The organism is Armatimonadota bacterium, from assembly GCA_017993055.1.
Lineage (GTDB): Bacteria > Armatimonadota > UBA5829 > DTJY01 > DTJY01 > JAGONM01.
In genome coordinates, this window is record JAGONM010000032.1 from 1 (window position 1) to 13972 (window position 13972).

Here is a 13972-nt window from a genome sequence, read left to right on the forward strand (position 1 = left end):
GGGCCTGACTCTGCGAGCATCCCGCCGCGCCTGCGCTCAACGTTTGACCTCGCGGGTCTCCCATGGTAGACTGTGTTCGAAGGCATGTTGCCTTGACGCAACGGTGCGACCGGATACCCAGGGAGGCTCTCGTTGACCTCACGCATGACTCGGTACTTGCTTCTTCTCGTCGTCCTGGCGCTTCTCGCGGGATGCGGCGGCACGAACACCGATGGTTGGGTCATAGACGCGACTCTGTTCGTTCCGAACTACGTCGCCGATCTCGACGGACGCCTCTACCACTGGGGCGACCTGCCGATGACGGTTCATTTTGAACTGCCGGTCGCCTGGGCTGCGATATTCGGCTCCGACGCGGATCTCTACAGATGGGCCGCCGCCGAATGGAATGGCGAGCGGGAGATGATCAGAATCCTCTCTTCGTCGTCCAGTGCCGATGTCTCGGTCACATTCGTCAGCCAGGTCGCGCTCGGAGGCACTACATGGGGGCGGACCTCCTTCCACTACTACCCTAGCACCGGCGAGATGAGCGATGCGACCGTCCAGATCGCGCTCTGGGACAGGAGGGGCGATCCCATCGCCGCCGAGGATATACAGGCGATCATCGCACACGAACTCGGACACGCGCTCGGCATAGGCGGCCACAGCATGAATCCGGACGACCTCATGTACCTGACGCACACGTTCGGTTCGCCCAACTCTGTGGGCCTGCGCGACATGAACACCCTCAAGACCGCGTACTCGAGCTACTTCGGCCGCGCCCTGGTTGGTCAGGAAGTCGTTGGTTCGCCGGGGCCGCTCGCGCACGGCGTGATAGAGTAGACCTCCGCCCGCTTCGGGCAGGAGCAACTGAGGTGGTCGGTGAGATACGGGTGCATACTCCTGGCGGCGCTGCTGCTGGTTTCTTGCGCTGCGTCGGCCGAGAAGCCGGCGTACTTCGAGGTCACGTTCCTCAGCACCAACGATCTGCATGCCCACGATGTGCCCTTCACGTTTCCCGGAGACGCTTCCAGGAACGCTGCGCCGATCCGCGACGCGGGAGGGATGGCCCGAATCGCCGGCGTGGTCAAGCGCACCCGGGCCGACATGAAGACACCCGTCGTACTCGTTGACTCCGGTGATACGGCCCACGGCCACACAGCGCTTCCGAAGGCGTTCCGCGGTGAGTCAACCGTGGCCGCGATGAACGCGATGTGCTATACCGTCATGGTGCCGGGCAACCATGAGTTCGAGTGGCACTCCCCCGACACGGTGCGCAACTACAGCCGGTCGCGTTTTCCCTGGATCGCCGCCAACCTGGTAGACGTCGAGACCGGGGAGACGTGGCTTCCTCCATACATCATCAGGGAGATTGGCGGTGTGCGTGTGGCGTTCCTCGGACTGACGAACGACATCATACGCACCGACAAACGCTACGTGGCCGCGAGCGAGCTTGGACTGACGATCATCAACGCGACGGAGACTGCCGCAAGGCTGATACCCGAACTGAGGCGTCAGGCCGATATAGTGGTGGTGTTGAGCCACCTCGGTGTGAACGAGGACGCGAAGTTGGCTGGAGAAGTTCCGGGGATAGATGCGATCTTCGGCGGGCACACGCACACGAAGCTGTCTGTTCCGCGAATGGTGACCGTCGGTGAACGAACGGCCTTCTCGCTCGGTGCGGTGCCCGTCGTCCAGGCCGGCCTGCACGGCCTGCACGTCGGCCGTACCCGGTTGATATTCCGCCGGTCGTCGCACGATGGACGTTACACGCTGATGAGCTGCAGGGGCGATCTGGTGACTATTGACGCCTCGACCAAGAGTGATCCCGAAGTCGCCGGCATCATAGCGGACTTCGAGGCGCGCATTCCTTCGGCGAGCCCTTAGCCTGCGGGGGCCTGCTTCACCTGCCCGCACGGCCGCCGGTTCCTGCCGACCGCGCCGGTGAGGGCATCTCCGAGGTCCTCGCGGCACTTCCGGGCGAGCGTTTCCAGGCGCTTCACGATGCTCGGGTACTTCGCAGAGACGTCGGTGGTTTCCCCGATGTCCTTCTCCAGGTCGTATAGCGCCTGAGGCACGTCGGTCTTGCCGGGGCGGTCAATGTGCTCGAGAACCAGCTTCCACTTGCCGGACCTCACCGCCTGGAGTTCGTCCGCGCGGTAGTAGTAGAAAGCTTCGTGAGGCGACGCAGCGCCCGGCTCGCCCATCATCAAGGGCCGGATGTCCTTGCCGTCAACGATGCGGTCGGTCGGAGCCTTTGTTCCCGCAAGTGCGGCGATGGTGGGCAGGAGGTCCATCGTCGTCGCCATCTCGGAGCATGTCGTTCCCGCTGGGATTCGTCCCGGCCAGCGCATGATCGTCGGCTCGCGCATCCCGCCTTCCCATGTAGTGCCCTTACCGCTCCGAAGCGGTAGCGCGCTTCCACCGTCCTTGCCCTTGACGAGCCACGGCCCGTTGTCCGAGGTGAATACGACCAGCGTGTTGTCGTCGAGTCCCAGTTCCTTTAGCGTCTCCATGATCCGGCCGGCGCTCCAGTCAATGCACTCGACCACGTCGCCGTAGAGGCCGCCTCTGGACTTGCCGAGGAACTCCTCCGACGCGGCGAGCGGGGTGTGCGGGAAAGTGTGGGGCAGGTAGAGGAAGAACGGTTCATCGCTGTGCTTCCTGATGAACCTGATCGCCTCGTCGGTGTACCGCTCGGTGAGCGTCTCGAGCACGGCGGGCTGCTCGATGATCTCTTCGCCGCGGATCAGCGGCACCTTGTCGTCGCCGTACTTCATGTCGTTGCTGTACGGAAGGCCGTAGTAGTAGTCGAAACCGTGTCTGGTCGGCAGGAACTCCTTCTGCCACCCGAGGTGCCATTTCCCGATGCACGCCGTGGCGTATCCCTCACCCCTGAGCAGTTCAGCCAGAGTGATCTCCTTCGAACTGATGCCGATACTGTGGCTGTAGTTGATCACTTGTGGGAGGTTGACTCGCTGCGGATAGCAGCCCGTCAGGAGCGCAGCCCGGCTCGGTGTGCAGACGGGTGCGGCTGAGTAGAAGCTGGTGAATCTCATGCCCTCTGTCGCCATCTGATCGAGTTTCGGGGTCTTGATGTTCGGCGATCCGAAGCAGCCGACGTCCTGGTAACCGAGATCGTCGCAGAAGATTATCACGACGTTCGGTTTCTTCGCCCCGTACGCCGGGAGAGGCAACCCGCACAATCCGAGGCAGGCAGCTCCTGCCAGGGAGCCTCTCAGGAAATCGCGCCTGGTCATTGCATCGGACATCTCGCACCTCCGACCGTCCATGTGATCATCCCTGGCCGCCGTCTTAGGATGAAGCCAGCCGTGAAGCAGTTGCTGTCGCTTCGGCGGCGACTGCGGCGATATGCTCCGCGTCGAGCCCGTAATGTTCCCGCAGGACCGATATCTTGCCGTGGACCGCGAACTCGTCTGGCAGGCCGATAAGGCGTATCTCCACATCGTTGACGCCTGCCTCAGCGAGCAGTTCCATCACTGCCGAGCCGAATCCTCCGCTCGCGGAGTTCTCCTCGACGACGACCAGCCTGCGGCACTTGCGTGCGAATCGGGTGATCACCTCGGAGTCGAGTGGTTTTGCGTACCGGGCGTTCACCAGAGCCGCCGATGTGCCTGACTCGCGGAGTATCTCTCGCGCCTTCAGCGCTGGATGCACCATGGAACCGATCGCCACGATGCAGACGTCATCCCCGTCGCCGATCACTTCGGATAGCCCGAGCGCCAGCCCGCTGACGTCGTCATGGCTCGGGAGCATCGGGTTTGACCCCCGAGGGTATCGAATCGCGACAGGTCCGGGATGCTCCAGGGCCAGTACCAGCATCGCCCGGAGTTCCACCGGATCGGACGGGGCGGCGATCGTGAGGTTCGGCATGTGGCGCAGGTACGAGAGGTCGAAGACGCCGTGGTGGGTCGGGCCGTCCTCGCCAACCAGTCCAGCGCGGTCAATCGCGAAGACCACGGGCAGTCTCTGCAGGCAGACATCATGCAGCACCTGATCATACGCGCGCTGGAGGAAGGTGGAGTACACGGCCACGACCGGCCTCATGCCCGCCGCCGCGAGTCCAGCCGCGAAGGTGACCGCATGGGGCTCGGCGATGCCCACATCAAAGAACCGATCCGGGAACTGCTCCGCGAATGAACTCAAGCCCGTGCCGTCCGGCATGGCTGCGGTGACGGCGACTATGCGTTCGTCAGCGGTGGCCAGCTCGATCAGCGCGTCGGAAAATGCGCTCGTGTAAGTCTGATCGCCCGACGAGGGCTGAGCCTCTCCGTTCGTGATCTCGAAAGGCGGGGTGCCGTGCCAGAGGCGCGAGTCCTTTTCCGCGTGTTCGTAGCCTTTGCCTTTCGTGGTGAGGACGTGTACCATGACGGGGCCGTCCATCGTCTTCGCGGCGCTCAGTATCTCCATCATCAGCCCGATGTCGTGCCCGTCTATCGGTCCGAGGTAAGTGAATCCCATCTCCTCGAAGATGACGCCGGTTTCCGAGCCGATCAGCCTCGTGACGCCGTGCAGGATTCCCTCGGCGGTGCGCGAGAGAGTCCTGCCGCCTACCGGCAGGTTCTCGACGACGCTCTTTGCGCGGTCCTCGACCCTGCGGTAGAGGGGCAGGGCGCGGAGCTTGCTCAGGTGCATCGCCAGCGCGCCGACGTTCGGTGAGATTGACATCTCGTTGTCGTTCAAGATGACCAGCATCTTCGAGCCGAGCTGGCCCGCGTTGTTGAACGCCTCCATCGCCTGGCCGCCGGTTAGTGCGCCGTCGCCGATCACCGCCACGATCTTCTCGTCCGTGCCTCTGAGGTCGCGCGCCTTGGCGAATCCGAGCGCCGCCGAGATCGAAGTACTCGAGTGTCCCGCGCCGAAGGCGTCGTGCAGGCTCTCCGACCGCCGCGGGAACCCGCTTATGCCCTCGTACTGCCTGAGGCTGTCGAAGCAGGCGCACCGGCCGGTGAGCATCTTGTGGGCATATGCCTGATGGCCCACGTCCCAGATGATCCGGTCCTTCGGTGATTCGTATACCGAGTGCAGGGCTATCGTGAGATCCACAGCGCCGAGGCTCGAGGCGAGGTGGCCTCCCGTCCTGGAGACGACCTGGACTATCCGCTCGCGTATTTCCTCGGCGAGCTGCCTTAGTTCTTCGGCGGTCAACACCTTCAGGTCCGCCGGATACTGAATCCGTTCGATGAGTCTGGTCATTCAGATACAACGTTCCTGTCGCGGCAGTGGGTTGCAGTCACATGCATCGTTCGATGTCCGCTGCCTGCTCGAGGTTGTCAACGTCCGCCGCAATCTCCGCCATTGGCGTGGTCACGGCCTTGATCCGCGCGCCGAGTATTCTGCCGGCGACCTTCTCGAGATCCGCAAGGGTGATTGCTCCAGGCCAGACAGCCTGCGCGAGTACCACTCTCAGCAGCACGCCGATTCCGAGCAATCTCGCTAGCCCGACGATGCTCTTCCGATTCTGCGCGACGCTCCGGATCGTGTCGCCGTTCTCCAGAATGAAGCGCCTGCTGAACAGCATGATGTTTCCCCCGGTGAAGGTTCCCTCCGCCATCTTCGCGTAGGTGCGCTTTACTCCCGGGAAGCGCCGCTCGCTGTCTTCTTTCGTCACGATCGGGTAGAAGAAATCCGCGTCGTAGTCGGCGCACCGCCCGACGAAATCGTCTATCGTCTCAGCCGTCGCCGCAGGGATGTCCGACGTGCAGACCAGCATGCGAGCGGCCTCGGCGCAGGTCTCGGCGCCCGCGATCAGGTTGTCAATCAGTGACCCTCGCGACTCGATTCGCTTCAAATCTCCGGAGCATGCCGCATCGCCGATCACGACGATCTCCCCGACATTCGCGGAAGCGATCAGCGCGTCAACGATGCGCTGGATCATCGTCCGCCCGGCGATCGGCAAGTCCGCCCTGTTGACGATTCCGTGCATCTCCGCCATGTCCGGTTCGGCGGGTGCTCCGGCAAGGACGATCGCGGGCAGGCTGCCGTTGGGGCTAGTCAATATCCAGTGCCTCCTCGCGGCCGACCGTCCGGGCGACGAAAACCGCACTCCCGGATGCGTCCGACCTGTCGGACAGATCGCACTCGGCACTCCGCGCCTGCGACTCGTCCTCGAAAAGACCGAACACCGCAGAGCCGCTCCCGCACAACAGCGCCGCCCGAGCGCCGGATTCTCTCAGGGCGTCTCTCATCTCGGCTATATCGGGGTGCTGCTCCATGGCTGGTGGTTCGAGATCGTTATGGACCAGAGAGTGCAGACCGGAGACCGGAGACCCGGACCGGACACACTCTACCATACGCATTGATGCCGTCCCTCGTTCGCTGTCCGGTGTCGGTTGACCGCCTGCCGCCCGCACTTCATCGAGCCTGCGGTAAGCCCACGGCGTCGAAATGCCGAACGGAGGCTTGACGACCACGATCCACATCTCGGGAACCTCTGGCAGAGCATGCACGTATTCTCCTCGGCCGGAAACCTGCGCCGTGCCGCCGACCATGAAGAACGGCACGTCAGAGCCGACCTGCGCCGCAAGACCGAAGACATCGTCCCGGCTCAACTCCAGTAGTAGGCCAAGACCTCTCAGTACGGCCGCAGCGTTGCTGCTTCCCCCGCCCAGCCCGGCCTCGGCGGGAATCCGTTTCTCGATTGCGATCTCCAGTCCCGGCGACACTCCGCTCGCCTCGAAGACCGCCGACGCCGCCCGATGCGCCAGGTTGCGGGCGTCCGTCGGTATGCCGTCCGTATCGCAGGTAAGCCGTATGCCAGAAGAGCCTCCAAGGGAGAGCGAGACTGTGTCATGCAGGCTGACGGTCTGCATGACGCTCTCGATGGCGTGGTAGCCGTCAGGCCGTTTCCCGAGCACGTCCAGGGTCAGGTTGACCTTGGCGAATGACCGCACAACAACCGATTTGCCGTCCAAATCCACTGGTTCAGTATACGTTTACACGCGTGAAATGTCAAACCGCGGGTGGGACATAAGTGTCAGAGTGCCCTTGCGATCGTCGCGAAGTCCTCGAGCGATAGCCGCTCCGCGCGAAGCGCGGGGTCAATCCCCGCTTGGTTCAGTACGCGAGCGACCTCTTCCTTGGAGAGGCCGAGCGCCGGGCAATCCGAGAGACTGTTGAGCAGGGTCTTCCGCCGCTTGCCGAACGCGCAGTGGACGACGTCGAAGAAGGCTGTCTCGCTCGGCACCTCTACCGCCGGTCGCGTCCTCGGCGTCAGGCGCACGATAGCGCTCGAAACATCGGGAGGAGGAAGGAAGACGTTCCTCGACACATGGGCCACCGTCTCGACCTCGGCATGGAACTGCACGAAGATGCTCATCGAGCCGTAGTCCCTCGATCCCGGTGACGCCTGCAGTCGGTCGGCGACCTCTTGCTGGACCATCAGGATCGAACGCTCGATCTGCTCGCGAGATTCAATTATCCGGGCGATTATCGGGCTGGTAACGTAGTACGGAAGGTTGCCGATGACCTTCACTCTCTCGCCGTCGAATCTCTCTTCGAGGAATCCGGGAAGGTCAAGGCCAAGGAAGTCCGCGTTCACTATCTCGATGTTCGGATGGCTGGCCGTGACCTCGTCCAAGATCGGGACGAGCTTCCGGTCTATTTCGATCGCGAGAACCTTCGCTCCGCGCTCGGCTATCCCCTCGGTTAGCGTACCGGCGCCGGGGCCGATCTCGATCACGGCGTCGCCCGGTCGGATGTCGGAGGCATCCAGCACCCGGTTGACGATGTTTCGATCCACCAGAAAGTTCTGGCCGAATCGCTTCCGCGCGTGGAAGCCGTGGCGGTTCAGGAGGTCCTTCAGTTGCGCGGGCGATGTGAGGTCAATGGTCATGGCTGGATGCAGAGCGGGCCGGAGTACGACTCCGGCCCGGAAAGTGCGGTTCGTATAGGGTCCATCCCCATCCGTCCAGCGCTCACTTCAGGATGTGCACGGTCACGTACCTGCGCCCGAAGCGGATTGCTTCGCCGTAGGTGTCGTAACAAAGGTCAATCTTGTTGCCCTTTATCGCGCCGCCGGTATCCGCCGCGACGCAGTAACCGTAGCCCTCCACATAAAGCTTCGTCCCAAGAGGGATGACTCGCGGGTCTACGGCTGCGACCCCCCTTCCGGCCCTCATTCCGGTGGCCGTTCGCCCAGTCGCATAGCGTCCGCAACTCCGTGGGCCGGGCTCGTATGCCGTTGCCATCATTCGCAGCGTCCTGACTCTGGCGCCTCCGCGCGACGCCAGGCTCGCACCCTGGGAAGTTACGACGATCTGATCCTTCGGTTGCCTGGTGATCCTGGTGTCAACTACCCGGCAGGAAGACTGAGCCCCGTCCTTGTAGTAGACCAGCAGTTTGATTTCCTTCTCGCCCGCCTCGCCGGTCTGGATCACGGAATCCTCTCCGCGGTGCCTGACGTCGTATCGGTAAGTGGTCTTGAGAGCGATCGGTTTGGTCTGGACTACGGTCTTCGTGGTGACTCTGGTGATGCGGATGGTCATGCTCGGGGTAGGCTTCACATCCATCTTATGGCTGCATCGGTCGAGCTTCCCGAATGAGACACCCGCCTCCTTCAGGATTCCGCCGACCGTAGCCTGAGTGGAGACATACTCCCACTCCTGACCGTCCGCGATGATCGTGACGGTGACGGCGGGTCCGCTCTGGCTCTGAGCGGTCACTACGATGCACAGGACCATCAGCGCGGCGAGCAGAGCCGCGATCGCTATGCGCAATTTCGTCTTACCTTTGTTGTCAAAAGTCAAAATATCGCCCCCCTCGGCGGTCGAAATACCCACAATGAGGCCCGGACGAAACATTGCCTCTCGGAGCAATACCTGGAAAACTGGACGCCGTGTTTCCGTGTCGGGTGACATCCGGCGTCGAACGGGCCTGTGGAAAAGGCTGTATCTGCTGCTGACTTGTGGATATTGTGTGTCGGCGATCCGACAGCCGTCTGAGTGTACCACAAGTCGTCGGCTAAGTCAACAGCCGCGATGAGTTGTGAGGATAGTCGAGTCCCTTGCCATGGATTGACGGCCGCCGGTCAGTCTCTCGGCGCCCGCCGCTCTCCTTCATTATGGGCATATTATTGCGCATCTGCAGGTCGCCCGGCCGCGGGTATGTGTAACGCGGGCTGCGAAGACCGCCTGGTTCGTGTATAATGGCCTCGGCACTCCATAGATCAGCCGAGTGAGGGAAGAAGACCATGAGATGCCGGAGCGTTCACCTGTCCGTCGTTTTGCTGATGCTGTTCTCGGCGGTCGCGTCGGCGCAGCAGCCTGAAGTGCGTGAGGCCGTCCTGCCAAACGGGCTGAAGGTGCTCACGAAGGAAGTCCACGCCGCGCCGGTGGTGAGCTTCCAGGTCTGGTACAGGGTCGGCTCGCGGAACGAGCAGCTCGGCAAGACCGGCCTGTCTCACCTCCTGGAGCATATGCAGTTCAAGGGCACGAAGTCGCTCAAGAAGGGCGAGATAGACAAGCTGATCCAGAGCAACGGAGGGCTGAGCAACGCCGCCACCTGGAAGGACTTCACCTTCTACTATGAGACCCTCTCCAGCGACAAACTCGAGCTTGCGATGCGCATCGAGTCCGACCGCATGGTGAACAGCCTGATCGACCCGAAGGAGTTTGCCGCGGAGGTGACCGTCGTGCGCTCGGAACTCGAGGGCGACGAGGGCAACCCCGACTCGCTGATCTACTACGAGCTCTACGCGAACGCGTTCAAGGCGCACCCATACCAATGGCCGACGATCGGCTGGACGCACGACGTACAGACGGTCAGCCGAGACGACCTCTATGCCTACTACAAGACTTTCTACAAGCCGAATAACGCGACTGTGGTGATCGTCGGCGACTTCGAGACCGAGAAGGCGCTGGCCCTCGTGAACAAGTATTTCGGCAAGATCAAAAAGGGCCCCGATGTGCCGCAGGTCACCTCGCGGGAGCCGGTCCAGTTCGGCGAGCGGCGCGCCGTCGCCACCAAGGCCGGGAACGCCTACCGGGTAATGATGGGCTTCCACAACCCGGCGATCGGCAGCCCGGATGTCTATCCGCTCGACGTGCTGGAGATCGCGCTTAGCGAGGGGATGAGCAGCCGCCTTTACAGGGCGCTCGTGGACAAGCAGCTTGCGACCGAAGCGTGGGCGAGCAACACCGTCAGCCGGGACCCGGACCTCTTCCTGCTCGGCGGAACGGCGCGCGACGGCGTGAAGATCGAAGATGTCGAGTCGGCGCTGCTGGCGGAGGTCGAGAAAATCAAGTCCGAGGGGATTACCGATCAGGAACTTCAAAAGGCCGTCAACCTGATCGAGGCATCGTTCGTCTACGGGAACGACAGCGTCTCGAACCAGGCGAGGATGCTCGGCAACTTCGAGACGATGTACTCCTGGAAGTACCTGGACGAGTACCTGCCGAACCTGCGTAAGGTCAGCAGGGAAGACGTCTCGCGCGCGGCGAGGAAGTACCTGACGGCAGAAAACCGGACGGTGGTAAAGTTTGTTCCTGCAGAGCCTGGAGTCAGAAGTCAGGAGTCAGAAGTTGGCGCGGAGCAGGACGGACTCAGGGTGCGGGTGCCGGCCTACCGGCCGGCGGATTCACCGCTCACCCCAACTCTCTCCCCCAAGGGGCGAGGGGGTATTGGCGCGGCTCCTGCCAAGTCCCATATCCCAAGCCCGAAATCCGCGGTAGCTCCGACCCGGTTGGTGCTCGAGAACGGCGTGGTCGCTATCTTCTACCCGAACCGGAGCAACGCGACCATCGGCGTGACCGGAAGCCTGAACGCCGGCGCGATGTTCGACCCCGAGGGCAAGAGCGGTGTCGCCGCGCTGACCGCCGGTCTGCTCGTGAAGGGCACAAAGTCGCGCACTGCCGACCAACTGGCGTCCGAGAGAGACTTCCTCGGCATCCGCATGAGCGCCGGCGCTGATACCGAGTCTATGAGCTTCAGCACGTACTCGCTCGCCAAGCACTTCGACAAGTCGCTCGAACTCCTGTCGGACGTGCTCCGGAACCCGGTCTTCCCGGACGAAGAACTTCAGAAGATCAAGGCCCGGCGGCTTTCCGGCCTGAAGCAGCAGCAGGACGACCCGCAGTCGCTTGCGTTCCGTCGCTTCTACGGCATGGTGTTCCCGAGAGGGCATCCGTACCACCAACTGTCTCTGGAGGAAGAGGCGGCGAACACCTCCGCGATCAGCCGGAATGACATCGTCTCGTTCTACGAGAAGTACTACGGCCCGCAGACCGCGATTATCGTGGTGGTCGGCGACGCCGATGAGCAGACGGCGCTGGCCAAGATCAGGCAGTACTTCGGCGACTGGAAACCGACTGGTCCCGCGGTGAAGGTCGAGATTCCCGAGGCTCCGATCCAGGGCCAGGTTGTGAAGGACGTCATCCGGGTGCCGGACAAGACCCAGGTGGACGTCGTGCTCGGATACTCGGGCGGACTCAAGCGGACCGACGCTGACTTCTACGCCGCGACGGTCATGAACCACATACTGGGCGGAGGAGGCGCGCTCGGCAGCCGGATGGGTGACGTGATTCGCGATCAGATGGGGCTCGTCTACAACGTATACAGCGCTTTTGAGGCGCAGCTCGGTGCCGGGTCGTGGCACTCATACCTCGGCACGAATCCGCAGAACCTCGACAAGGCTGTCACCGCGCTCGTCGAGCAGATGAAGCTGATGCAGGAGAAGGGTGCTACGAAGCAGGAGGTACGAGAGGCTGTGGACTACATCGCCGGCTCTTTCCCGGCCCGCCGCCTCGAGACCAGCAGCGCGATCGCGGCGACCCTTCACGGCGCGGAGTTCTACGGCCTGGGAATGGACTACCTGCGCGAGTACCAGAGCCTCTATCGCGCGGTCACCGTGGAGCAGGTAAACGCGGCGGCGAGGAAGTACCTTCACCCGGAGCGCTACACTCTTGTGCAGGCGGGAACGCTTGAATGAGTGTATAATAGACGAGGAAGTACAGGTGTTTCTCCGATGCCGTCTCATGTACGGACGTTTGTGTCGGAGCTGCACCCCGAACCGAGAAACTCGTTTACAAGTTCGAGATAACTGGTAAAACTCATAGCAGTCATCTGATCGGAGGTTAACCATGGCCGCGCGCGCCCGTACGCGCTCGTTCCTCTTCACTCTCTTCATCCTGGCCCTGATGGGACTCACTGTCTACAACGCCTGGCAGATTCGTGTGCTTCGCGCTGAGGTGAGCGACCTGATGGATCGGGTAGCGGCGCTGCACGGCGGCAACGATGCTCCTGCCCGTGGAGCGGTGGAAAAGCTCCAGCAGGCCCGCAGGCATGCCGACCTGGCGCGAAAACACATCGCGAGCGGGGAATTCCGGAAGGCGAAGACCGAAATGGATCGGAGCCTGCAGTTGATGAAGAGCGCCGGGGACACCACCGACAAGTCTTCGAAAGATGCCGCGAACCAGCTTCAGAAGACTCTCAAGGACGCTGGTGATGCCCTGGAGCGCATGTGGCAGGGCGTTACCGAGAAACCGAAAGTTACCGATAACAAAGGAGGATGATCCCAATGCTCAGACGCAGGCATATCGCCGCTCTCGCTCTGCTCCTGGCGGTCGCGATGTCGCTTACCGCCGGTTGCAAGCCGCAGAATATCATCAGCACCAGCGAGGAAGTCGAGATCGGCAAGGAGGCGGCGGCGAAGATCGAGAAAGAGCATCCCGTCAACAAGGATCCGCAGTTGAACCGACTGGTGACCGGAATGGGCCAGAACCTGGTCCGATATTCCAAACGCCAGGATATACAGTACACCTTCAAGATCCTTGACCACGACGAAGTCAACGCGGTGTCTCTCCCCGGCGGTTGGATCTACGTCTACAAAGGTCTGATTGACGCTACCAAGAACGAACCCGACCAACTCGCAGGAGTCATAGCGCATGAGATAGGACACGTCGCGGCCCGGCACCATGCTGACATGATCGGCCGCCAGGTGTTTGCGGGCGTACTTGTGCAGACGCTCACCCGAGGTGACACCCAGCAGTGGGCAGGCCTCTTTGCCAACCTGAGCCTGCTCAGTTGGAGCCGGGAGCATGAGTTCGAGGCCGACAAGCTGGGCGTGAACTACACGTTCCAGTCGAAACAGTACGCCCCTGAGGGCCTGATCGGCTTCTTTGCGGTACTGGAGGGGCGCGCAAAGAGCAACCCTTCCAAGTTCGAGCAGATGTTCCGGACTCACCCGGTGAACTCGGAGCGCATCAAGAGGGCCAACGAATATCTGGCTAAGTTAAAGTCAGGTGCGGTCCGGCCGTAGAGTTCGTGTCGCCTACCAGAGGGAGAAGCAGTTGTCGCTGACGGCCGTGATTCCGGCTTACAACGAGGGAGAGCGCCTGCGCGGGGTGCTGGGCGTCCTTCTGCGCTCCCGCGAGGTTGACGAGATCATCGTGGTGAGCGACGGCTCGACCGACGATACGTGCGAGGTCGCTCGGTCGTTCGACGGCGTCGTCGTTGTCGAGTTGAATGAGAACGTGGGGAAGGGCGGAGCGATGGTTGCCGGTGCCCGGCAGGCTTCCTCCGAGTTCATCGCATTCCTGGACGCCGATCTGCTTGGGATGACGCCCGATCACTTCGAGGCCCTCACGGCTCCCGTGCTCTCGGGCGAGGCGGACATGGCGATCGGCGTATTCAAGGGCGGTCGTCCGCGCACGGACTGGGCGCAAGTGATCGCCCCATTCATCTCCGGCCAGAGGGTCATGCGGCGTGAAGACTTCCTGTCCATACCCGAGCTGGAGGCGACCCGATACGGCGTCGAGGTAGCGATCACCGGCCATGCGCGCAGGGCCGGCCTCAGGATCAGGCCGGTGACTCTCCTCGGCATGACCCATCCGATGAAGGAAGAGAAAATAGGATTCATCCCCGGGACGCTGTCCCGGCTCGTCATGTACTGGGATATTCTTCGGATCGCGTGCATACCGCGGCGCCGGAGGTCGAAAGCCAAGAGTCGAAAGCTCGAAGTTCGAAGCTGAGGTATTCT

At 62.3% G+C, this 13972-nt stretch carries 12 protein-coding genes; 6 read left to right on the top strand and 6 right to left on the bottom strand.

What is annotated here, in order from left to right; translation table 11 throughout:
- Positions 1–132: 132 nt before the first annotated feature.
- Together KBC96_11790 and KBC96_11795 are read left to right on the top strand one after the other, a co-directional pair.
- Complete coding sequence (locus tag KBC96_11790) at positions 133–819, top strand: matrixin family metalloprotease (GenBank protein MBP6965077.1); 687 nt, start codon at positions 133–135, stop codon at positions 817–819.
- Positions 820–858: 39 nt separating this feature from the next.
- Positions 859–1863 carry a bifunctional metallophosphatase/5'-nucleotidase gene (locus tag KBC96_11795; GenBank protein ID MBP6965078.1) on the top strand — a complete coding sequence of 335 codons (1005 nt, stop codon included), beginning with the start codon at positions 859–861 and terminating at the stop codon, positions 1861–1863.
- On the opposite strand, the gene KBC96_11800 is transcribed toward KBC96_11795, so the two are convergent.
- The 6 genes from KBC96_11800 to KBC96_11825 form a co-directional block, all read right to left on the bottom strand.
- Positions 1860–3236: a sulfatase-like hydrolase/transferase gene (locus KBC96_11800; protein MBP6965079.1), complete on the bottom strand. Its 1377-nt coding sequence runs from the start codon at positions 3234–3236 to the stop codon at positions 1860–1862. The genes KBC96_11795 and KBC96_11800 overlap by 4 nt on opposite strands.
- Positions 3237–3291: 55 nt before the next feature.
- On the bottom strand, positions 3292–5193 hold the full coding sequence (locus KBC96_11805) for a 1-deoxy-D-xylulose-5-phosphate synthase (GenBank protein MBP6965080.1): 1902 nt from the start codon (positions 5191–5193) through the stop codon (positions 3292–3294).
- Between the two features lie 37 nt (positions 5194–5230).
- Positions 5231–5995 carry a nucleotidyltransferase family protein gene (locus tag KBC96_11810; protein MBP6965081.1) on the bottom strand — a complete coding sequence of 255 codons (765 nt, stop codon included), beginning with the start codon at positions 5993–5995 and terminating at the stop codon, positions 5231–5233.
- The gene (gene ispE, locus KBC96_11815; GenBank protein ID MBP6965082.1) at positions 5988–6890 is read right to left on the bottom strand and encodes a 4-(cytidine 5'-diphospho)-2-C-methyl-D-erythritol kinase; all 903 of its coding nucleotides are present in this window, start codon (positions 6888–6890) and stop codon (positions 5988–5990) included. Before ispE ends, KBC96_11810 begins: the two co-directional genes overlap by 8 nt.
- An 83-nt stretch (positions 6891–6973) precedes the next feature.
- Positions 6974–7831, bottom strand: a complete 858-nt coding sequence (gene rsmA, locus KBC96_11820; protein MBP6965083.1) for a 16S rRNA (adenine(1518)-N(6)/adenine(1519)-N(6))-dimethyltransferase RsmA — start codon at positions 7829–7831, stop codon at positions 6974–6976.
- Between the two features lie 82 nt (positions 7832–7913).
- Positions 7914–8714, bottom strand: a complete 801-nt coding sequence (locus KBC96_11825; GenBank protein ID MBP6965084.1) for a G5 domain-containing protein — start codon at positions 8712–8714, stop codon at positions 7914–7916.
- A 473-nt stretch (positions 8715–9187) separates the two neighbouring features.
- On the opposite strand from KBC96_11825, the gene KBC96_11830 reads away from it, so the two are divergent.
- The 4 genes from KBC96_11830 to KBC96_11845 all read left to right on the top strand — a co-directional run bounded on the left by KBC96_11830 (position 9188) and on the right by KBC96_11845 (position 13964).
- Positions 9188–11923: an insulinase family protein gene (locus KBC96_11830; protein ID MBP6965085.1), complete on the top strand. Its 2736-nt coding sequence runs from the start codon at positions 9188–9190 to the stop codon at positions 11921–11923.
- A gap of 151 nt (positions 11924–12074) precedes the next feature.
- On the top strand, positions 12075–12506 hold the full coding sequence (locus tag KBC96_11835; GenBank protein MBP6965086.1) for a hypothetical protein: 432 nt from the start codon (positions 12075–12077) through the stop codon (positions 12504–12506).
- A 5-nt stretch (positions 12507–12511) separates the two neighbouring features.
- Positions 12512–13252 carry a M48 family metalloprotease gene (locus tag KBC96_11840; GenBank protein MBP6965087.1) on the top strand — a complete coding sequence of 247 codons (741 nt, stop codon included), beginning with the start codon at positions 12512–12514 and terminating at the stop codon, positions 13250–13252.
- A 31-nt stretch (positions 13253–13283) separates the two neighbouring features.
- Complete coding sequence (locus tag KBC96_11845; protein MBP6965088.1) at positions 13284–13964, top strand: glycosyltransferase family 2 protein; 681 nt, start codon at positions 13284–13286, stop codon at positions 13962–13964.
- Positions 13965–13972: the final 8 nt, after the last annotated feature.